Origin of the sequence: Streptomyces sp. MspMP-M5, from assembly GCF_000373585.1 — a bacterium.
In the GTDB taxonomy this organism is placed as follows: Bacteria; Actinomycetota; Actinomycetes; order Streptomycetales; family Streptomycetaceae; genus Streptomyces.
In genome coordinates this window covers 1-21,020 of sequence record NZ_KB891928.1, presented here as the reverse complement: position 1 = coordinate 21,020, position 21,020 = coordinate 1, and the positions used below count along the sequence as shown (strand labels likewise).

Genomic DNA, 21,020 nt, shown 5'->3' with positions numbered 1-21,020 from the left:
TCCGTTCCACCTCGCCCCCCTCCCACCGGTCACCTGGCGAAACAGCACTGGAACATCATCAATCCACTCTCAATCACATGGGCCCCAGGGGTGTAAACTCAAGCCTAGGATTTTGGGCCAAAAATCCCTTTACATTCTTTGATTTGCGACGCGTCAAAGGGGCGCACATCCCTGAAGTAAGGGGCGCGCGTAGTCGCTTGAGCGCTGAAGTCTGCAACTTTCTCCCCCCTACAGACATTGAGGGGTACTCACGTTGAACTCGTAATCTCCGCATCCCGGTGACGTTCCATGATCCCTGCGGTACGAGGGGTTCATGCGGTATGCGCACGGGGCGGACTGACGCCTGGAGAGCAGGAGAGGCGGGAACGGCTGCGGCTGGAGGCCGCGGAGCGGTTCGCGTGTGGTGAGAAGACCGAGGTCGTCGCGAAGGAGTTACGGGTGACCGCACGCTCGGTGCGGCGCTGGCGGCATGCATGGCAGCAGGGCGGTGTGCAGGCGCTGTGTTCGAGGGGTCCGGTGTCCGTTGAGCGGCTCAGCGCACGGCAATGGGCACGGCTGGAGCAGGAGTTGAAGCGTGGACCGCTGGTGCACGGCTGGGACGATGAGTTCCAGGGCTGGACGCTCAAGCGGGTCAAGCTGCTGATCGGGCGGATGTTCCACGTCGGGTACACGATTGCGGGCGTGTGGAAGTTGCTGCGCCGGCACGGCTGGTCTGCTCAGGTTCCGCTGCGGCGGGCGATCGAGCGGGACGAGGAGGCTATCGAGGTGTGGAAGACGGGGGTGTGGCCGCAGGTAAAAAGATCGCGGCGGACCTGGGCGCCCACATCTGCTTCGAGGACGAGGCAGGCCAGGGGCTGAGGCCGCCGAAGGGACACACCTGGGCACCGCGCGGGGCCCGGCCGGTGGTGCGGGTACGCGGCCGCAACCGGGGGCGGGTCAACATCGCCGGGGTCGTCTGCTACCGGTCGGGGCACCGCTCCCGCTTCTTCTACACCCTGCACATCTGGCATGGGCGCCGGGGTGAGCCGAAGGCGTTCTCCTGGCGCCAGTACCGGGACCTGATCGTCATGACCCACCTGAAGCTCGGCACCCCGGTGGTGTGGTGCTGGGACAACTTGAACGTGCATCTGGTCCAGGAACTGGCCGACTTCGCCGAGGAGCACCAGGACTGGCTGCGAATCTTCCAGATGCCCTCCTATGCACCGGAGTTGAACCCAGCCGAGGGCATCTGGTCGCTCCTCAAGAGGCACCTGGCCGACTTCGCCGCCGCCGACCTCGCACACCTCACCCGCGTGATCAAGCGCAAGCTGAAGAAGATCCAGTATCGGCCCCACCTGATCGACGGCTGCCTCCCACCCACCAGCCTGACCATAGATCACGACGCGATCAAAGCACCGGACATCACGAGTTCAACCTGAGTACCTCCACGGTCACGGGCATCACCTCTCTGACCTCGGGGTTCTCGGGGAAGGTCGTCTACGTTGACATGCCCCTGCAGCTTCCACCAGTCGTTGCGGAATCCTTCTTGTCCACCCCAGGCGAACTGGCGAACTGGCGAACTGGCGGAAGATGGACGCCCCTCTGGGGCCCGCAGTTTCGTGAGCACTGTCGGCGGATCGTGAGCGCTGTTCGAGCAAAGCCGGGTGATCACTGACCGGGGCGACGTTCCGTGGCGGCATGATCCAGCCGAAGTGAGACCGCACGACAACGGACCACACAGGCAGAGCGCTGGGGCACTCCCCCGTGAACTCCTGTGTGTTCATGCCGATTTCATCACCCTTTGCAAACTCATGTCCTGACGACTGCAACTATCTCGTGGTTAATGCCACGCCAAAGATCGCCAGGGGGCAGACGGCGCGCCGGGGACACCCATAGGCTCGCCGCGCTCCACAGGAAGTTCACAGACTCACCACAGAAGGTTGGTATGCATAGACGTCTCAAGGGCGTCGGCCGCCTCATAGCGGCCCCGTTCCTCGCCCTGCTCATGCTCACTACCGGCGTCATCGCCACCGCCACCACGGCCCAGGCGGCCGACTCCGGCGCCTGGACGTTCACCAACCCGGACGGCACCCTCAACGCGACCGGCACCAGTGACGGAGCGCAGATCTCCGTCACCCCCGGCGGCACCAACTACAGGAACTGGCGCCTGATCTCCGCTGGTACCGGCACCTTCCGCATCGCCAACACCGACACCGGCAAGTGCCTTTACTCCACTCAGCCACTCACCCAGCGCTCGTGTGGCGCGGGTGACAAGGACGACGGCCAGCTCTGGCATTTCCACCCCATCGACAGCAAGCCGGGCACCTTCATGCTGGTGCGCGCCGATGACGGTTACTGCCTCGACAACCGGGGTGGCCTGCACCTGTGGGGCGTTCTGGCTCAGCCCAATTCTTGCAATGGCGCCTCCGCGCAGGAATGGACGGTGCCGCAGGCGAAGGCGTCTGAGGCGCTGAAGCTCGCGCTCGACTACTACTCCCAGATGTGCACCAAGGACACCTCGACGTGTTCATGGAAGCAGACCTCCGAAGGCGCCCCAGAGGTCCTGCCCAGGGTGAAGGCGTCCTCGGTCTGGTACAACGACACCGCTGACAAGGTCACCCAGGTCTTCACGACGATCTATCACAGCGGATGGTCGATGAGCCTCTCCTCCAGCGTCTCCGTCTCAGCCGGGGTGTCCGTTCCGTTCCAGGCCATGATCAGCTCCCAGCTGGGATCGACCGTCGCCTACCAGTCGGACGAGTCACAGATCAACGGCGTGGCCGTCACCGTCCCCGCCAAGAACTACGGATGGGTCGATTTCGCGGCCGTCGGCAAGAAGGTCACCGGCACCTGGACCTTCGACGCGAACCGCTTTCCGTGGACCACCGACGCCACCGTCACCGTCCCTGTCGTCGACTCCTCGGCCGGCTCGACCATGTACATCGCCCACACCAGCCCGAACCCGCCAGGCACCACGAGCGTGGCGAGCGCTGACGCACCGGCGCTGACCTTGGCCACGAAGGCATCGTTCACCCCAGATCTCCCCGACGGCACCATCGCGTCGCAGGACGGCCCGAACACGGTGAAGCTCACCGACACCGCCACCGGAACCAAGATCGGCACGATCAAGCCGAGTACCGTCGTGGACACCAAAGGGACCACCCACCCGGTCGGTCTGACCGTCTCCGGCAACGTCATCACGCAGACCATCGAGAACGCTCCCGGCGACACCATCGACGGTTCCATGACCATGCCGTCCGTCACCTACCGCACCACTACCGCTCCGGCCGTCAAGACCGCTGGTGTCAAGACCGCCGCGTTCACGACCATGTCCGCGAAGGCGACGATGCGCCCCGCGTTCTGGCCGATCCCCGACCGCGAGCACCCGAAGAACTCGGACGAGTGGAACAAGTGCATGGCCAAGGAGCTGGGCAAGAGCATGGTGGAAGGCGCAGCCAAGGCCGCCTTGATGGGTGCCCTGCGAGGCGGCCAGCTCGGCGCTGCCGCAGGCCCTGAAGGAGCGGCAGCGGGCGCCGCCCTGGGGATGCTGACAGGTACCGTCACCGGGCTGGGCAAGGCGTACTACGTCTGCGGTACCGACCCCGGCTGATCCGCACGCACCAGACGTAGATGCCGCACACCGACGGATCGAAGTCGGCGAGCAGCGGGCGGACCAACAACAGGCGGCTCTCGTAGGCGACCTGGCGCCGCCCGTCGTTGCGGAAGCATAGTCGCCTGATCAGTGCGCCATAGGGCGTGACGGACGGACCCGTTGGCGCGGGTCCGTCCGTCTCGTCGAAGTCCCTCAACCGCAGGTGGCTGAAGGGGACTTCACGAACGGCATTGAGTCGCCGGCTCCTGGTGTCCTCGGTGGGGCCGTCGTCGGTGCGGCGTCGGCGGGCGGCGAAAACGGCGCCTGCGCCGGTGGCGAGAAGCAGTCCGGCGCCGCCGAGCAGCCACGGTGTGGCGTCGGCGCCGGTGTGCGCGAGTGCACCCTGGAGTCGCCCGTGCTGACCGGCTCGCCTTGCCCGAACACCGGCTGCTGGGCAACCAGAACCGTGCCCGCCGCACGATCCCTCTGCGGCTTGCGCGGCTCGGACAGGTCATGAACGGCATGCCGCGACAGGAGTCCGGAGAGGGGGAATGACTGGTCGGCGGCCGCCCCGCAGCCCCGACGCGCGTATGAGGGCCGCTTCCCATATCGTCGAGACAAGGGCGCGACATCCTCGGGATGTCCGCCAGGAAGGGGCGCTGAGATGGACGCGCGGACGGTCGCGCGCTTCTCCCTGGCCGGAATCCGACTGGTGAACGGCGTAGCGGCACTGCTGACCCCGCGAGTGATGGCCCGCCGGCTCGGTGCGGACCCCGGACAACCCGCACTCGTCTACGTGCTGCGCATGTTCGGTGTACGTACCGTGGTCATCGGCGCCCAACTGCTCTGTCCCACGGATGCGGACGAACTCGACCGGGTGCTGCGGACCGGCACTCTCCTTCACGCGAGCGACGCCCTGGCGGCTGCCTGCGCCGGCCGCAACGGCCTTCTCCCATGCCGGATGGCGACCGCGGCCACGGCGATCTCGACGGTCAACGTCGCGCTGACGCTCGTGGCCCGGGGGCGGCCGTGTCGGCCGCCGGAAGGGACCCCCTCATGAGCACAGCACCACACGGCAGGGCCCCGTGGTTCGTGCAGCTGCACGACCGGCTGGCGGTTGCCGTCGACCAGAAGGTCGGCTGGCAGAACCTGCCCAAGCCCCTCGGCCTGCTCACTCTCATCGGCCTGCGGGACAACCTGCGCCGCAAGAACCTCTTCGACACCGGCTCCTACCCGTCGTACAACCTACCGGAGGTCGGCCCGCCGGACGCGCACGACGTCACCGGGCGCACGGCGGACGGGACGTACAACGATCTGGCGAACCCCCGCATGGGCATGGCTCGTTCGCGCTTCGGTCGCAACGTTCCGCCGGACCGGGCCTTCCCCGAACCCGAGCCGGACCTCCTCTCCCCGAGCCCTCGCGAGGTGAGCCGGGCCCTGCTGACCCGGCATGCGTTCGTCCCCGCGGATTCCGTCAACGCCCTGGTCGCCGCCTGGCTGCAGTTCATGATCAAGGACTGGGTCAGCCACGGGCAGGGCACCATGGACCGCCCCTGGCACATCGAGCTGGCCGACGGCGACCCGTGGCCCACACCGCCGATGCTCGTGCCGCGCACCATCGCGGACCCCACCCGCCCGGACGGGGACGACGGCCTGCCGCCCACCTTCCTGAACGACAACTCGCCCTGGTGGGACGCCTCCCAGCTGTACGGAAACAACCTCGACGAGCAGCGGTCGCTCCGCACCGGCCAGGGCGGCAGGCTCCGGGTCCCCAACGGCCCGCTGTTCCCGGACGACCCGGACAAGGACCCGTCAGGCGTTCCCGGCTTCTGGCTGGGCCTCGCCATGATGCACATGATCTTCCTGCTCGAACACAACGCCATCTGCGGCGCGTTGCACGACGCCTACCCGGTGTGGTCCGACGAGGAGCTGTTCCAGCGGGCACGGCTGATCACCACGGCTCTCATCGCCAAGATCCACACCGTGGAGTGGACCCCCGCCGTCATCAGCCATCCGACCACCGTCACCGCCATGCACGCCAACTGGTACGGCCTGCTGGGCGAGCGCCTGCACAAGCTGCTCGGCCGCCTCAGCCGGAGCGAGGTGCTCAGCGGCATCGTGGGCGGGCGCACCGACCACTTCGGCGTCCCGTACTCGCTCACGGAGGAGTTCGTCGCCGTCTACCGCATGCATCCCCTCATCCCCGACGACTGGAGCTTCCGGTCGGCCGCGGACGACTCGCCGCTGCAGGAGGCCACCTTCCGGGAACTGACCGGGCGGAACGCGTACGACATCCTCGGCAAGCACACCCTGACCGACCTGCTCTACTCCTTCGGCACCTCGCACCCGGGACTGGTCACCCTGCACAACTACCCGCGGTTCCTACAGGAGTTCCAGCGTCCGGACGGCAGACTCATGGACCTCGGCGCCGTCGACATCCTGCGCTCGCGGGAGGTCGGCGTGCCCCGCTACAACGAGTTCCGGCGCCAGCTCCACCTCCTGCCGGCCGAGGACTTCGACGCCCTGACGGACAACCCCGTCTGGGCCGAGGAACTGCGCCGGGTCTACGGCGGGGACATCGAGCGCGTCGACCTCTCGGTGGGCATGTTCGCCGAACCCCTCCCACGGGGCTTCGCCTTCAGCGACACCGCCTTCCGCATCTTCGTCCTGATGGCGTCCCGCCGCCTCAACAGCGACCGGTTCCTCACCCATGACTACACGCCGCAGCTGTACACGCAGACCGGTCTGGACTGGATCGAGAACAACACCATGACCAGCGTGCTGCTGCGGCACTTCCCGGAGCTGCGCGCGTCCCTGCGGTCGGTGGACAACGCGTTCGCGCCGTGGACCGCGGCAGGGGCTCGCGGTGAGAGCAGAGGTGGGTGATGGGACGCGCAAGGTGCAGATGCCACCCGCGCCGGGAGACGCACGATCGCCCGCGCCTGTCGCGCAAGCGCGGCTGCCTGCTCGCGGTCGCGGCCCTCGCCGTCTTCGCAGCAGGGCTCTGGATACGCCTCGACGCGTCCGGCGTCAACGACGTGGGGCTGCAACTGGCGGGCAGCGCAGGTAAAGCACGCAGCATTCTCAAAGGCCGGCCCGGCGACTTCCGCACGGCACTGACGGCCGACTTCTTCCTCGTCGGCGGGTACACCCTCGGCATGGTGCTCGTGTTCTGGCTGAGCGGCCGCACCATCGCGGTGCGCATGAGACATCGCTGCCTCGTCCGGTACGGGATCGTCGGCGTCCTCGCCGCAGGCGTGTGTGCCGTGACGGAGAAACTGCTGCTCCTCCACGGACTGGGCGGCGCGGACTGGCCGTTCGCGTGGGCAGCCGGCTTCGCGACGGTCAAGTGGCTGCTGCTCGTCCTCACCGTGCCCGTCGCGGCGGTCGTGGTCACGATCGTGCTCAAACGGGCCGTGTTCTACGGGTTCGCACAGCGCAGATACGACAGGGAATGCAGGGACGTCAGGGAATGCAGTAGCCACAAGAAGTGCCGATGCGAAAGCAAGCGCAGACGTGGCAGGACCGACTCCGGTCCCCTTGGGCCCGACGTCGTCCCGCCCTGGCCCGTGATGGAGTGGGGCCGGAGCCGCTGGCCGCGGACCGCGCGCAGTGCCCCTCCCCGCTCCAGGGAGGCGCGATGGGAGAACGGCAGCCGGGTGCCGCCCGGCCGGGAACAGGGCGGTACCGGCTTCTGCGTCTCGGGCGGCGGCATCCGCTCGGCCTGCGTCACCCTGGGCGCGCTGCAGGCCCTCCGCGACCAGCTGTGCAGGGCGCGCTACCTGGTGTCGGTCTCCGGAGGCGGCTACACGACGGGTGCCCTTCAGCTGGCGCTGGCCGGGAAGGGCCGGTGCTGCGGGGAGGACCCGTACAGGACAGGTCCCGGCGACGTCTTCATGCGCGGCACGCCGGAGGAGGACCACACCCGCCGGCACTCGAAGTACGTCGCGGAGGGCACCGGCCAGTGGCTGGCCGCCATCGGCGCCGTGTTGCGGGGCCTGCTGGCCTCCCTGGGGCTGCTCACCGCCACTCTGCTGGTCCTGGGGCTCGCCCTGAGCTGGGGCTACCGTCTCGTTCCGCTGGCGGACCCGACCCGGCCCCCGGTCTTCTGGGGACCCGCGACGTGGGCCGTCCTGGTCCTGCTCGGCTGCGCCGCCGCGTGCTGGTTCCTCTGGCTGGTGTCCCTGTTCTTCGCCAGCCAGCGCCTGTCGGGCGCTCTGAAGACGGTCTCCCTCACGTTGATGGTGGCGGGCCTGCTGCTGGCCGTCGTGGTGGTCGTCATCCCCGCCCTGGCGTGGGGGACGAAGAACATATGGAAGCTTCCTGCCCCGGATACCGGGGTGAGCGCCGGAGGGGCCGCGCTGCTCACCTATGTGACCGCGCTGCTCGGCACCACATGGCGGCGCATCGAGTCCGCCGAGCAAGCGGTCGAGTCCGCCAAGCGTTCGCGACTGGTGCGCGCGGTGCCCAACCTCAGCAAGTACCTGCTGGTGTGGGCGGTTCTCGCGGTGGTGGCAGTGGCCTCCCTGCTCGTCCTGGGCGGGACGATCGTCGACGGGCGCAGATGGCCTGCGGCCGTTCAGATCGGCCTTCCCGTCGTCCTCGGGCTGGTCGTGCTGAGCCTCGACCAGACGTGGATGAGCCTTCACCCCTTCTACCGCGCCCGGCTGGCCACCGCGTTCGCCGTCCGCCGCAGAACCGACCCGGACGGTGAACAGATCGCGGTCCCCTACAAGTTCGACGAGACGACACCGCTTGCCTGGTACGACAGGCGGCACCCCGGCTTCCCCCAAGTCATCTTCGCGGCGGCGGCCAACCTGTCCGGCGACGACCGGACACCGCCGGGGCGGCACGCGGTGTCGTTCACACTGTCGCACGACTACGTCGGCGGCCCGGATGTCGGGTACGCCCGGACGGACGTGCTGTGGAACCGTACCCGGAAAGTCATCCGCAAGGACCTCACCGTCGAGTCCGCCGTCGCCGTCTCCGGCGCGGCCTTCGCGTCGGCCATGGGACGCCAGGCCCGCGCGTTCCAGACGTTGTTCGCGCTTTCCAACGCCCGGCTCGGAACCTGGCTCCCCAACCCCGGTGTGCTGGGCTTCCTCTGGGGCAACGACGCAGACTGGGGACTGCCTCCGATGCCGGGCATCCGCCGCCTGCCGTACCTGCTGCGGGAGGTGTCCGGCCGCTATCCGATGGACGATCGGATGCTGCTGGTCACCGACGGCGGCCACTACGAGAACCTCGGCCTGGTCGAACTGCTCCGGCACGGTGTCACCACCGCCGTGTGCGTGGACGCCAGCGGAGGCTCCGGGGCCTTCGCCGCCGCTCTGGGCGAGGCCATCGCCCTGGCCCAGGAGGAGCTCGGCGTCGAGATCAGGATCGAGCGCACGGACTGGGAAAAGCTCGTCCCCGGCAGCGGGGCTCCCCTCACACCGCAGCAGAACCCGCCGACCCCGAGCCCGCCGACCCCGCCGCGCCTGGCACCGCCGAACCCGCTGGACGCGCTCAACCTCCGGCTCTCGGCCGAGGCCGTGGTCGAGGGCGAGATCGTCTACCCGCGAGCGCTGGTGGACGAGCACGGCCGAACGCTGGGGAGACTGGGACGGCTGATCGTCGCCCGAGCCGCGCTGACTGCCGACATGCCCTACGACCTCCTCGCATACGCCCAAGCCGACCGGGAATTCCCCCACGACGGCACCAGCGACCAGTGGTTCGACAGCCGGCGCTTCGACGCCTACCAGGCACTCGGCCGCTGGATCGGCGAGCGGGTCGCGGCACTGCTCCCGGTGGCGAGCAGCACGCCCCGGAGCCGGACGCCGTGGTGCCGGAAGTCCGGGCACTGAGCAGCGGGACCCGGTGCATGACGGAAGGACGGGCGGAACAGCGTCCGTGAGAGAAGAGCGCTCCCGGCATCACACGATCTCGATGGCGCGGCGACGCCAAGTGCGAACCAGGCCATCGGCATGACGGCCGCGAGCAGCAGGCGTGCTTCCGCGGGGCCCTTCCCCGTGTGCGCTTCTGGGACGTTGGCCCAGGGAGATACGTACGCAGTCGCGGCCGGCGCCTTCGTGGTCATTGTTGAGGCGTCCTTCGCCGCGCCGTGCGGGGTCAGTGGCCCGGTGACGCAGCCGCCAGAGGAAGAGTCCATGAGCTCTATGCCCCCGATTACCAAATTACCGTTAGGGGAATACCTGCGAGAGCGTGGCGGTGGAACGGATCCGTGATTTCTTACGAATCGACGACAACTGGGCAAGTGGCGACTGTCCGTAGCGGCTCGCCATACCTGATGTGACGTCACGAATTGGGCATAGGCGCCCAGGCTCAGGCAATTCAAGGTCCCAGTAGTCGTTCCGGCGCTACGCGTGACTCGGTGGATTCAACAACTACTCCCCAGTATTCATGGGTGTTGACATGGCGTCATTGCGTCGGCGAGTGAGGATGTTGTAGTAATTCTCCTGTGCTTCCCGAGCACGACGGGCCAGAGAGGTTCCGCTGGTTTACTGCCGCCTGTTGTGAACGACGGTAACTCGTATGCGCAGCGGAATTGAGTGGTAGCAGGCGCGCACGCGACACAAGTTCGGGCAGGAGCAGTCCCGAACCGTATACGCGAAACGCGTGCCGACTGGTCGTATTTGGATTTCGCCGGGTGACGACACGGCGCGTTCCAGGGTCAGTTACCCAGTGGCCTGTCGCGATACATTCCCCCACACTTCGAAAGAGCCGATACATGCGCCTTCCCCGCGCCTTAACGCTGTGGAGAATGCTGACGCTGATCGCGTTAACAGCGATCACCGCCGGGTTCATGCTCATCCATGACAACGCCCAGGCCGGTTCCGTTACCGGCACTGTGACGGGCGGTCAGGGCAACTACCGCAGCATCAACGAAAGGTCGTCGTCCAGCCTTTCCGCCCGCGTCGTCGGCCATGCCGCAGTCGGTAGCACGGTTCCTTTGACCTGCCGTGTCAAGGGCGAGACCGTGGAGAACGACCCCCGGTGGGTCTGGTCGGAATCCGGATCCTTCTACATAGCCAACGCCTTCATCAAGGGCAACACCGACAACCTGCCGGAATGCTCGTCCTCCCGCCCAAAATCCGGCGGGCGCGTGGCCCTCACCATAGACATGCAGAAGCAGGTTCAGGACCAATGGTGCTGGGACGCCAGCGGACTGACCATCGCCAAGTACTGGGGCTACACCAAGTACAACCAGCAGGACTTCTGCCGACTTGCGGCCCAGAACGGCAATCTCAGCTGCGACGACCAGCCCGCCACGCTGGACGACATCGCCAACGGCCTGGCCAACATCGGCCTGAGCAACACCGGCTACGACCTCTCCCGCAACGCCTCCTTCCCGGAGGTCGGCAAGGAGATCGACGGCCGCCGCCCCTTCGCCGCCCGCATCGGATGGAACGCCGGCGGTGGCCACATGAACGTCATCTACGGCTATGACCCGTCATCACAAATGATCGCCGTCGGTGACCCCTGGCCATCCACGCAGACCTACACCTGGTGGAACTACGACGACTACGTCAGCAACTCGTCGTTCCGCTGGACCCATTCACGCGTCGGGATACAGAAGTAAGGCGGGCGGCAACAATGCGCGGCAAGAACATTCCCCTGCAACGAGGTGCGGCTCGTCTGGCGAGCCTGGCGCTGTCCCTCGGAGCGGCGACCACCCTGCTCTCCACCGCCTTCTGCGGTCAGGCCCAGGCGGCCGACGGCCCGAGTGACATCCCCGATTACCAGAGCGCACGCCAAGTGCTGCGGACCCCGCAAGTCCACGACACGGTTTCCCGATTCCTCGGCGCGACGGCGAACGCCGGCGCCGACGGCGGCATGGGTGCGGCTGCCCCCATGACCCCTGAGCCACATAACGACCAGCAGGCGTTCAGCTTGCAGGATCCGGTCCCGCTGTACGAGCTCGCGCCCGGCTTCATCACCGGGAAGGAAAAGCCCACCGCAGGCAATGCGGTACACCTGTCGCACTTGGCCTCCCTGGCCGACAACGCCGACGGGCACAAGGCCACGGTCCTGCTCTCCGCCGCAGCCAAGGGCGGCGGGAAGAGCGGCGGCGGGTGGCATCTGGCGGGCGTGCGCGACGGCGACGGTGACATCACCTACGGCCGACAGTCCACGGGCGGCTCCACGGTCTTCACCGAGCCGCAGATCCATGCCTGGTACCGGCTGAAGAACAACACCGTCGAACCGCTCAACCGCGATGCGACCTCAGGGTTGCACGGGAAGCGCTCGGTGACGCTCGCCGCCTACCAGAAGCTGGTGCACAGCCGCTACGCGGACAAGCAGCCGGGGTCCACGTATGACCGCAAAGGGCTCGCCGGCGGCTACGGCCTGGCATCCAAGGCGACATCTTCATCCTTGGACCCCACGCAACTCGTCAGCTGGGGGGTGACGGCGGTAGTGCTTGCCGCCGGCGCCGTCGCGGCATGGCGCTGCATCCGCAGGCGCTCGCAGGCGAGCTGAGCGGCCACATCGACGTGGGTATTCCGTTGCGAAGCCCAGCCGACCCCAGCTCGTGAAGTCTCTGGTGCCGGACTCCGGTAAGCGGAGTCCGGCGCCGGAGCCGCCCGTCACACAGCGCCCAACCGTCGGGTCCTTGATACCCCAGGAGAACGTATGCCACGAAGGTCCAGAAGACTCCGCGCCGCCCCGGCATCCGCGCTGGCCGTGCTGACCCTGGCTGTTGCCGGAGTCGTCCATGCGACGCCCGCCACGGCACCCGCCGGCCCGCGGGCGCACACCCTGGGAACCGACTCCTACCGGTCAAGTCCGGGCTCGGTCGTCGGTGGTTCGGCCTACGACTACGCACCGAGCATCATGGTGGACGGCGCGTACAAGATGTGGTGGTGCGGCCAGGCACCCGGAGCGAAGGTCCCAGGTGATGACATCCTGTATGCGGAGTCCTCCAGCCCGAACGGCCCGTTCCATGCGCGGGGCAGCTCGGCGCCTCACCAGACCGTGTTCGACGGAACCGGCACGGGCGGCTTTGACAATGAGCACACCTGTGATCCGTCGGTCGTGCGGGCCAACGGCACGTATTACCTGTACTACGGTGCGGAGCAGCACGATGGTGAGCCCACCACGATCGGCGTCGCCGCCAGCCCCGACGGGATCAACTGGACCCGGCTCAACAACAACGAGCCGATCGTCACCCCCGCTGACCAGCAGCAGACGAAGAACACCTATGGCGCAGGCCAGCCGAGCGTGGTCTATCGCAACGGCGAGTTCTACCTGATGTTCCTCGACACCACCGGTGCCGGGGCATTGGCCAACGGGGCGGGACAGTTCGTCTGGCGCTCACCCGATCCAACCTTCCAGTCACATGTCGAGGTCTTCACCGCCTCCGGCTGGCGGGCCAGGTCCGACGCCAACTCGCGGGCGTTCTCCGTCGCCAACGCGATCTCGGCGGACTGGCAGTACTCGGATGCCTTGCGCGCGTTCGTCATCGCCCACGACGACAAGCCGGGACAGACCACCCTTTCCTTCCTCGATCCCGACAACCTCGCGCGGCACCCGCACCCCGACGTGACCGTCCCCGGTCAGTGGACGGAGGGACCAGGCATCATCTCCCGCCCGGACAAACACTCCGTGGTCCCACCGGACAACGACTGCGGACGCATCCCGATCGACCTGATCCGTTCCACCACGACCTTCCCGCCACAGCAGTTGGCCCACATCGGTCTCGACCTGCTCACCCACAACGACTGCGCGTCAATGCCGCGCCGGCAGCTCGCCGCACTGTACGAAGGCTATGGACTGCAATCCGGCGGCCTGCCCGCCGCTGTCGTGGTGAGCGGCCGGCGACTGCAGATCCAGAACGCCTCCGTCTACACCGACCTGACACACAACGCGCTCTCCGTACCACCGTCGATCTACTACGCCATCCCCTACGGCGGCTCGTTGCGCGACCACCAGAAGGTACTCGGAGCACCCGGCCTTCCGGGAGCGTTCCAGCTGGACCACAACGCACTGTGGCCGGTCAGCGATCCGCACCTGGTGTCCGACAACCACTCCACGATCACCATGGTGGACCGCAAGCGCTGGTTGTCGCACCCGCGCGGCCCCGACCTGAACCACCTCCGATAACAGCGCCTGGCCGAGAGCCGAGCCGATATCACGGTCCCTGGTCACAACCGTGCGCCGGAGGGGTCCGACGACGGCACCGTCGCCCTGTCCGACACGAGCGGACCGTGCGTACGTATCGGCCACAGCGCGGAGTGCTTCAACCGGTGACTTTCGCCGAGGGGCCGGCCGGGCGAGGAGTACGGCAGATGCGCGGGCCACGGGCTGTGGAGGGGCCTTCCCAGCGCACGGCTCGCGCGCTGTCCAGGTCGAACTGGTCCATGACACGGGCGACGATGTGGTCGACAAGGTCGTCGATGGTCTCCGGCTTGTTGTAGAAGGCCGGCATCGGCGGCAGGATCGTCGCGCCCATACGGGACATGGCCAGCATGTTCTCCAGGTGGATGGTGGACAGGGGCGTCTCCCGGACACCGAGTACGAGGCGCCGGCCTTCCTTCAGAACGACGTCCGCGGCCCGCGCGATGAGGTCGCTGCCGTACCCGGCCCGGATCGCCGCGAGAGTCTTCGCGCTGCACGGCAGGATCACCATGCCGTCGGTGCGGAAGGAACCGCTGGAGATCGACGCCGTTTGGTCGTCCGCGCCGTGCGTGACGTCGGCGAGGGCGGCAACGTCCCGGGACGTCCATCCCGTTTCCATGGCGATGGTTGGCTTCGCCCAGCGGCTCATGACCAAGTGTGTCTCCACGTCCGGTTGTTCCCGCAGTTGTTGCAGGAGTCGGATGCCGAGCACGGCCCCGGTGGCTCCGGTCATTCCGACGATCAGTCGCATCAGACAACCTTTCGGGGGCTTCTCGTTTCGTTGAGTCTTCGGTGGTCCTGCTTGCTCATCGCACCGGCCTCCTCGATGAACCGGGTCAGCGCTGCCGCCGGCGAGGCAGCGTCAGTGCCGGATGAACCGCTCACGCGGCTGTCAGGGTGGATACGGTGCGATGCGCATCATGTCCGGGAGTCACGGGCCGGCCTCGATGGGCCGGCCCGCGGCTGCGAGAGCGCCGGCGATCGGGTACGCCGGGTGCATCAGGTGCGCTGTCGCTGCGTCAGCGTGCGTACCGTTCCTGCACCTTGGTCCGCACCTCGGCCGGATACGCGTCCGCGAAGGTGCTCTGCGGCTCGCGTTCGCCTGGCGCGGGGAGGAGTGCCTCGTGGACCACCTTGGTCGCACGGGCGGCGTGCCGCTCCTGAGGGGTGTAGCAGGTGAGCAGGGGCAGGACCGGGCCGTCCTCGAAGCGGACCACGCGTCCGTCGGGGTGGACGCGGGTGGCCAGCGCCCACAGCAGGTCGGCGTCGTCGGTGGGGTCGAAGTCGTCGTCCAGCAGGAAGACCTGCGGGAGGCAGGAGCCGAACTTGGTGCCGAACACCGCCTCGCCGACACGGCGCGCGTACTGCTCCTCGCTGACCCCGGGCAGCAGCTCGCGCCAGTTCCCCGGCGCGGTGACGACCAACCAGTGGCTGGCGGCGCTCAGGGGTGCCCAGGCGGTGGCCGCGGGCAGGCCGGCCTCGCGGATCGCGTCCAGCGCGCCGGCGGCTTCGCCGATCCCGGTCACGGTGTGGAAGTCGTCCGTCGGTTTGCCCTCCGCGACCAGCGGCCAGATCGGCGCGTCCCGGTGGGTGATGGCTTCCACGGTGTAGACCGGCTGGAGGCTGGTCTCGCGCGGGACGTAGCCGGCGAACTCGCCGAACGGGCCCTCCACTCCGTCCCGTTGGACGGACAGGTGACCCTCGATGACGATCTCGGCGCCGGCCGGGACCATCAGGTCGGACAGCTCCGCCTTGACCACCTCCAGCGGGCGGCCGATCAGTGCGCCTATGTACGCGGATTCCCCCACCCCGTCCCCGATCGGGATGCCGCCGACGTACGGTATCGCCGGGTCGCCGCCCTGGACCAGCGCATAGGGCATGGGCTTGCCGAGGTCGGCCCATTGCTGCCAGACCTGCGCGATGTGCTGGGGGTGCATGACGAGGCCGGTCATGTGCTTGCCGTCGATCATCATGATCCGGGCGATGGACCAGTTGGTCCACGAGCCGTCCGGGGTCTGGGCGACGATCACGCCGTAGGTGTTGGCGTAGCGGTTGCCGTCGCCCTCGTGCACGAAGGGGACGGGAAAACGGTTGAGGTCCGCCTCGTCTCCCAGCAGGACGTTCTCCTTGACCGGGGCCGCCTCGGCGGCGACCGCGACCGGCGGCACACCCGGGCGGTGTCGGGTGGCGACCAGGTGCTCGACGATCTCGCGCCCGGTGGCCTCCGGTCGCAGGCCGACGCTGAGCGCGACCCGCGCGTACGGCCGGCTCGGGTCGGAGCTCAGTGCGGCCGGGGCGCCGAGCAGACGGAAGCCTTCGGCGACGCCGGTGACGTTCTCGAAGAGCGGGGCCGGGAGGTGGTGCTCGGTGCTGTATCGGGTCTGGGCGGCGGCCTCCAGGTTCCAGTCCACCTCATCGTGGACGTGGTCGAGATCGCTCAGCTTCTCCAACGCCTCGATGTGCTCGCGAAGATCGGACGGATGCTGCACGGGTACCTCCTTGGCGAAGACCATCTGCACGCACGCAGATCATCAGTACACGAACTAACAGTACACGAATATCAGTGTACTGATATTCAGTGCACGGACACCCCGAGCCTGTGCATCCACGCTGCCCCCGGACTGGCTGCGCCAAGAGGTCTTCATCGGGAACCCGCACGCCGTCCCCGCCCACACCCACCTGCGCGGCAGCGGTCGGAGATACTGCGGTCATGGCCCAGCAGTCCCTCACCGACACCCCGATGCACCTCCTGCGACGCGCGCTACAGCAGCTCACCGCGGTCTGGCAGGCCGAGGTCCCCGACCTCACCGCCCCCCAATACGCCGTCCTCACCGTCCTCGCCGACTCCCCCTGCCTCACCCAGGTCGAGCTCAGCAAGGCCACGGCGATCGACCGGTCCACCATGACCACCATGCTCGACCGGCTCACCTCCCGCGGTTGGATCACGCGCGAGGTCGACCCCGCCCACCGCCGCCGACACCAGGTCCGGCTCACGCCCGAGGGGCACGCCCTCCTACGTCGCGTCGCCCCCGCGGCCGACCGCGCCAACCACTGGCTCACCGAGCGGCTCGGCGCACAGCGGGTGGCGGAACTCCTGCCGCTACTGCGGGACCTGGCAGAAGCGGACACCGAACGCAGCGGCTGAGGGCTCAAGACGGCCAACCGCCCCGAGTCTCATAGGAGTTCGAGACAAACAGCCACTGAAGCTCGCCGGCCGAGGGGCAGAGGATCCCGCCACCGCCAGACGCCTCGGCCCTGGAGGGCGAACAGGGCCTGCGCGACAATGCCGGCGTAGACCCTGGCGCCGGCAGGGCCGAGGTGGACACCGTCATCGGGGAGCAGGCCGTCATGACCGGCGATGACTTTGTCCCAGTCGGTGACGTCGAGGTTGCGGCAATGTGCCGCAACCTCGGCCACGACCTGGTTCACCGAGTCCTGCCACGGGCGGGAAACATGCGACGCGACCAGGCCGAACCGCTTGCCCGGTCCGACCGCGTTGAAGGCGCCCCCAAGAGTGCCCCTCCGCCCGTAGACGACGAACCCTCAGCGTCGCAAGATCGAGAAGATCCCGTGGGTCATACAAAAGTACGCCGTGGTGCACCTGCGATCGGCCGTCGAAGTACTGCTCAAGGCACGTTTGTTCCGAGGCGCTGGGCGCTCGTGCTCTCCGATCTGCACACCACCACCCGGAAGGCGATGGACAGCGGCGACTCCAGGAGCGCCACCGCGGACCAGGCCATCCGCCAACGGCCGCCCGGACGAGGGCCCGAGCCTCGGGCCGGGCCAGCCGGGTAGAAGCCCCAGCACAGGCACGGGGTCAGATCCGATATCCGCCGCCCGCAGGGGCAAGAGCGCCTCCCCCGATCGCGAACTCCCTCTGCTACGCCTTGAGATGGCCGCCCAGCCACTCCAAGGCGGCGGGTATCTCCCGCTTCCAGGTGTTGAAATTGTGCCCGCCGCTGTCGAGGATGATCGACGCGATGCGCCCCGGAGACTTGGTCTGCTCGATGAACTCCAGGGTCTCCTTGTAGTTGTCCTCGCCCTGCTTGCTGGAGGTGACGAGGAGGTTCACCGGCGGCGCAGGAAGGTTCTTCTGCCGCCACAGCAGGTTGTTCTCCCGCTCCAGTTGCTTGTCGCCGCTGAAGAGCGCGCCGGTCGAGACATCGAGTGGAGCCTTGTAGGTGCCGGAGAGGGCCACACCGGTGGAGAACGCCTTCGGGTGGCGCATCGGCATCTTCAGGGCGCAGTAGCCGCCCGTCGAATCCCCCATGACGCCCCAGTTCTTCGCGTCGGTGCCCACCCGGTAGTGGTCGGCGATGTCCTTGCGCAGGTCGTAGGTGAAGAACGTCTCGGTCTGCGGACCGTTCGGGACGTCCACGCATTCGGTGTCCCGCGGCGGCGCGACGGTCGGGCTCATCATCACCAATATCGTCGGCTGCATCTTGTTCTTGCGGACCAGATCGTGCTGGGTCTGCGGGAAGCGCAGTGTTTTGTACAGGTTCTCCGCCATGCCCGGGTGACCGGTCAGCACCACGGACGCCGGAAAGCGCTTCTTGGCGTACTTGGCCTGGAAGTACTGCGGTGGGAGATAGACATACGCCGTGCCGTTGATCTTGGATTTCTCGCCCTCGAACGCGACCTTTTCTATCCGGCCCCCCACATTCCACTCAGACCCGCCGGGTACGCTGACGTGCTGACTGCCGAGCCTCTTCAGCTTGGTTCCGTTCGGGCCGGTCTCGTAATTGGTCACCACACCCGGCTTCTGGTCCATGTTGAACAGGTTCGCCCATGAGCCGAAGAAGCTGTACACATTGTTCGTGATGAGAGCGACCAAAGCGAAGATCGACAGCTGAGTTGCCAACAGCAGGCCGATGCGGCCGAGGATCGCACGCCAGTTGCGCTTCGACAGGCGTGGCCACAGCCAGATGGTGATGACGAAGAATGCCACCGCGAACAGGACGGCCAGGAGCAGCAATTTTTTGCTGGTGAGTTCCATACGGTGCTTTCTTTCTGGCGGCCGGTCGACTGTGTCGCAGGTGGAACCCAGGGACCGGAAACGACGTTGTACAGGGTGCAAAAGTCCAGTTGCTGCAGCCAAGGCGCGCTTTCCTGCCTCGGGGGATGGAGCCGGCGGCTGCAGCATGCGGTATGGCCTGCAAGGTCATGTCGGCTTCCTCCTTGGGGCATGTATGGCGTCCGGAGCGTCGGACTTGGCACAGGCGCACTGAAGTCGCCTGTGCCCGGCAAGTTAGCCAGCACTGTGTTGCGGCCGCCCCTAGGCCATGCATCAACCACGACTCAATCGACACTCGAGGCCGTCACAGGAAACAGAACAGGACCGCAGCGAAGCAAATTGCTCTGCCGGTCCGTCGCGGCCGCTTCTCCTGCCGGAGCATCCGCGCATCCGCATTCCCTTCCGACCTCCCAGCACCTTGGCTATGCCGTCAGCCATTTCTTGACAGTGCCTGAGGGACCGTTCCGGACTGCGGCAGCTGCCAACCGCCGCGCGTAGAGCCCCCGCCAGCGCCTGGCCCTGCGGATCTCACCCGGCTGCCCCGCCCACGGTCTCACCGAGACCGACGTCGACGACCTGTACGCGGCCCTGGTGTCCGAGCTGCGGGGCGACCTGGCCTACCTCCACGTCTTCGAGTTCCCCGGACACCGCGCGCTCACCGGCCGCCTGCGCACCGCCTGGCCCTCGGCCTTCATGCTCAACCCGCACGAAACACCGGACTCCTGGCCCTCCGGGCCGGACGACCTGCACCTGATCGAGGACGGCCCGGCCGACATCCTGGCCTTCGGCACCCTGTACATCTCCAACCCCGACCTGGTGGCACGACTCCGCAACGGCAGCCCCGTCGCCCCGGCCGACCACACGACCTTCTACCGTGGCGACCACCGCGGCTACACGGACTACCCGGCACTGACCGAAGCCGAAGTCCATGCCACACCCTGAAGACCAGGCCGACCCAGGGAACGCCACGACACCCGACCCGCTGCCCGACGCCAAAGAGCGGTCCGGCGCGGCCCGCAAGCGGGAAGGTCGCCTCGCTGTCCAAGCGTGCAACGGCCGCTGACCATCGAGGTTCACGTGGACCGCCGACCGTCGCGCAGCCCTCCGCCGGAAGACCGGTGCGCCGTCCGCGGTCGGTCGCGCCGCACCCCCCGCGCCCTCATCGGGCGCGCAAAAGGGCCGTTCACGAGCAATCTTGGCCCTGACGCTGCCCCTGGACGACGCGGTAGACCTCCCGAGCCACATACCGCTTCAGGCAACGGTCACGTCCGCTGGAGTGGTGTATCGACGGCCACTCGGTGATCTCTTCTTTGAGGCTATGCGGTGAGTTCGGTGGATAGGGCGGTCTCGTTGGTTTCTGACTCGATCGGGTGGAGGCGGGCCTTGGCGAGTAGTTCTCGGCCCATGTAGCGGCGGGCCTCGGTCCACTCGTCGTTCTGCCAGGGGCGGTTCACTGGCTGACCCGCTCCAGCCCAACGGCCGCCCTCATCGCGGACGCTGTTGGCGCATTGTGGGCTGTCTCTGCGCCCCACCGGGTCAACCGGTGGGGCGCAGTGCCGCCAGGGGGCTGGTGCGGGTCGGCGTGTTTACTTTCCATGTGAGGTGCGCGTCGATGCGGACGACGTTGATCGCTGCCACGGTGAGTTGGTGCTGGAGGCTGGCTTTGGCGAGGCCGTTCAGCACTCGGCCGCACAGTGAGTTCACGTCGCATGAGCCATCGGCTTCCGGGCTTGGAGTCGATGCCTCCGGCTGCCGCGGACAGGGTTTGCAGTCGCGGAGCGAGAACCGCCTGCTGCTCGGCCGCGTCGAGAATCTGAAGTTCGGCGGCGTGCCGCCCACTCGGCTGGACCACGAGAGCCTTTTCTGTCCGCCGCCAGCCGCTTCGCCCACCATGGCCGACGTTCTTCCGGCAGACAGGAGCCATCACCAAGTCCGTTCACGCGGCGCGCGGCCCTCACTTCGGGCCGATCGCAGGACGGGCCCCTGTGGGAACCCATAGCCGTACGCGGGGAAATGGTCTTGGTTGCTGTCAGTGGGCGGTTCGCGAGTTGATGTCCGTTTCGAAGTGAGGCTTGGGGCAGGGGTGCTGGCCACGGTGCGGGCTACTGCTGCCGGGCAAAGCAGCCGGTGTCGGCTTCGGTGAGGATGCCGAGTTTGACCAGGCGCTTCAGCTTGGCCCGGGTGCCTTCGATGTTCTTCGGCAGCAGTGCGTGGTCGAGGGCCTGGCAGACGTCCTTGGCCCGCAGGGGGCCGGTCGACTCGTTGAAGGCGGCGAGGATGCGCGGGTAGTCCGGGTGCTCGGGCAGCTCCGGCGCG

Annotated in this window: 16 protein-coding genes and 1 pseudogene; 10 read left to right on the top strand and 7 right to left on the bottom strand. The window is 67.6% G+C overall.

Annotation, left to right across the window (positions count from 1 at the left end):
* Positions 1–288: 288 nt before the first annotated feature.
* Both B073_RS49445 and B073_RS0131915 read left to right on the top strand, forming a co-directional pair.
* A protein-coding gene (locus tag B073_RS49445) for an IS630 family transposase (RefSeq protein ID WP_420706477.1) occupies positions 289–1,418 on the top strand; the annotation gives its coding sequence in 2 pieces (ribosomal slippage) (positions 289–777 and positions 780–1,418; 1,128 coding nt in all).
* Positions 1,419–1,924: 506 nt separating this feature from the next.
* Positions 1,925–3,589 (top strand): RICIN domain-containing protein, encoded by a 1,665-nt coding sequence (locus tag B073_RS0131915; RefSeq protein ID WP_026247917.1) that lies wholly within the window; start codon positions 1,925–1,927, stop codon positions 3,587–3,589.
* Here B073_RS0131915 and B073_RS49135 read toward each other — a convergent pair.
* Positions 3,540–3,935, bottom strand: a complete 396-nt coding sequence (locus B073_RS49135; protein ID WP_420706478.1) for a hypothetical protein — start codon at positions 3,933–3,935, stop codon at positions 3,540–3,542. The genes B073_RS0131915 and B073_RS49135 overlap by 50 nt on opposite strands.
* 300 nt (positions 3,936–4,235) lie before the next feature.
* Here B073_RS49135 and B073_RS0131910 point away from each other — a divergent pair, with 300 nt between their 5' ends.
* The 6 genes from B073_RS0131910 (at position 4,236) to B073_RS41845 (ending at position 13,675) form a co-directional block, all read left to right on the top strand.
* Positions 4,236–4,631 (top strand): hypothetical protein, encoded by a 396-nt coding sequence (locus B073_RS0131910; RefSeq protein WP_018542144.1) that lies wholly within the window; start codon positions 4,236–4,238, stop codon positions 4,629–4,631.
* A complete protein-coding gene (locus B073_RS0131905) occupies positions 4,628–6,457 on the top strand; it encodes a peroxidase family protein (protein ID WP_026247916.1) in 1,830 nt (609 codons plus the stop codon). Before B073_RS0131910 ends, B073_RS0131905 begins: the two co-directional genes overlap by 4 nt.
* Positions 6,457–9,417 (top strand): hypothetical protein, encoded by a 2,961-nt coding sequence (locus B073_RS41850; RefSeq protein WP_018542142.1) that lies wholly within the window; start codon positions 6,457–6,459, stop codon positions 9,415–9,417. Before B073_RS0131905 ends, B073_RS41850 begins: the two co-directional genes overlap by 1 nt.
* Before the next feature lie 917 nt (positions 9,418–10,334).
* Entirely contained in the window at positions 10,335–11,153 is an 819-nt protein-coding gene (locus B073_RS48400) for a papain-like cysteine protease family protein (RefSeq protein WP_018542141.1), read from the top strand.
* 14 nt (positions 11,154–11,167) lie between these two features.
* Complete coding sequence (locus B073_RS0131890) at positions 11,168–12,052, top strand: hypothetical protein (RefSeq protein WP_018542140.1); 885 nt, start codon at positions 11,168–11,170, stop codon at positions 12,050–12,052.
* 153 nt (positions 12,053–12,205) lie between these two features.
* Positions 12,206–13,675 carry a beta-xylosidase gene (locus B073_RS41845; RefSeq protein WP_158690276.1) on the top strand — a complete coding sequence of 490 codons (1,470 nt, stop codon included), beginning with the start codon at positions 12,206–12,208 and terminating at the stop codon, positions 13,673–13,675.
* A 136-nt stretch (positions 13,676–13,811) separates the two neighbouring features.
* Here the strand turns inward: B073_RS41845 and B073_RS0131880 are convergent, their stop codons facing one another.
* Together B073_RS0131880 and B073_RS0131875 are read right to left on the bottom strand one after the other, a co-directional pair.
* Complete coding sequence (locus B073_RS0131880; RefSeq protein WP_018542138.1) at positions 13,812–14,441, bottom strand: UbiX family flavin prenyltransferase; 630 nt, start codon at positions 14,439–14,441, stop codon at positions 13,812–13,814.
* Between the two features lie 268 nt (positions 14,442–14,709).
* Positions 14,710–16,179, bottom strand: a complete 1,470-nt coding sequence (locus tag B073_RS0131875; protein WP_026247914.1) for a UbiD family decarboxylase — start codon at positions 16,177–16,179, stop codon at positions 14,710–14,712.
* 221 nt (positions 16,180–16,400) lie between these two features.
* On the opposite strand from B073_RS0131875, the gene B073_RS0131870 reads away from it, so the two are divergent.
* Positions 16,401–16,835, top strand: coding sequence for a MarR family winged helix-turn-helix transcriptional regulator (locus B073_RS0131870; RefSeq protein WP_018542136.1), 435 nt, complete (start codon positions 16,401–16,403; stop codon positions 16,833–16,835).
* A gap of 29 nt (positions 16,836–16,864) precedes the next feature.
* On the opposite strand, the gene B073_RS0131865 is transcribed toward B073_RS0131870, so the two are convergent.
* Both B073_RS0131865 and B073_RS0131860 read right to left on the bottom strand, forming a co-directional pair.
* A complete protein-coding gene (locus B073_RS0131865) occupies positions 16,865–17,119 on the bottom strand; it encodes a hypothetical protein (protein ID WP_018542135.1) in 255 nt (84 codons plus the stop codon).
* 451 nt (positions 17,120–17,570) lie between these two features.
* Positions 17,571–18,686, bottom strand: coding sequence for an alpha/beta hydrolase (locus tag B073_RS0131860; protein ID WP_018542134.1), 1,116 nt, complete (start codon positions 18,684–18,686; stop codon positions 17,571–17,573).
* A 609-nt stretch (positions 18,687–19,295) separates the two neighbouring features.
* Here B073_RS0131860 and B073_RS0131855 point away from each other — a divergent pair.
* Positions 19,296–19,646 (top strand): hypothetical protein, encoded by a 351-nt coding sequence (locus B073_RS0131855; RefSeq protein WP_018542133.1) that lies wholly within the window; start codon positions 19,296–19,298, stop codon positions 19,644–19,646.
* 374 nt (positions 19,647–20,020) lie between these two features.
* Here the strand turns inward: B073_RS0131855 and B073_RS45415 are convergent, their stop codons facing one another.
* Both B073_RS45415 and B073_RS0131840 read right to left on the bottom strand, forming a co-directional pair.
* Positions 20,021–20,158 (bottom strand): hypothetical protein, encoded by a 138-nt coding sequence (locus B073_RS45415; protein WP_018542132.1) that lies wholly within the window; start codon positions 20,156–20,158, stop codon positions 20,021–20,023.
* 648 nt (positions 20,159–20,806) lie between these two features.
* A pseudogene (locus B073_RS0131840) lies at positions 20,807–21,020 on the bottom strand (hypothetical protein); the annotation flags it as partial.

Excerpts from the sequence above, each read along its gene's own strand:
- B073_RS0131915 (WP_026247917.1), top strand. The coding sequence starts at position 1,925 with ATGCATAGACGTCTCAAGGGCGTCGGCCGCCTCATAGCGGCCCCGTTC.
- B073_RS0131910 (WP_018542144.1), top strand. The coding sequence starts at position 4,236 with ATGGACGCGCGGACGGTCGCGCGCTTCTCCCTGGCCGGAATCCGACTG.
- B073_RS0131905 (WP_026247916.1), top strand. The coding sequence starts at position 4,628 with ATGAGCACAGCACCACACGGCAGGGCCCCGTGGTTCGTGCAGCTGCAC.
- B073_RS41850 (WP_018542142.1), top strand. The coding sequence starts at position 6,457 with ATGGGACGCGCAAGGTGCAGATGCCACCCGCGCCGGGAGACGCACGAT.
- B073_RS48400 (WP_018542141.1), top strand. The coding sequence starts at position 10,335 with ATGCTGACGCTGATCGCGTTAACAGCGATCACCGCCGGGTTCATGCTC.
- B073_RS0131890 (WP_018542140.1), top strand. The coding sequence starts at position 11,168 with ATGCGCGGCAAGAACATTCCCCTGCAACGAGGTGCGGCTCGTCTGGCG.
- B073_RS41845 (WP_158690276.1), top strand. The coding sequence starts at position 12,206 with ATGCCACGAAGGTCCAGAAGACTCCGCGCCGCCCCGGCATCCGCGCTG.
- B073_RS0131880 (WP_018542138.1), bottom strand. The coding sequence starts at position 14,441 with ATGCGACTGATCGTCGGAATGACCGGAGCCACCGGGGCCGTGCTCGGC.
- B073_RS0131870 (WP_018542136.1), top strand. The coding sequence starts at position 16,401 with ATGGCCCAGCAGTCCCTCACCGACACCCCGATGCACCTCCTGCGACGC.
- B073_RS0131860 (WP_018542134.1), bottom strand. The coding sequence starts at position 18,686 with ATGGAACTCACCAGCAAAAAATTGCTGCTCCTGGCCGTCCTGTTCGCG.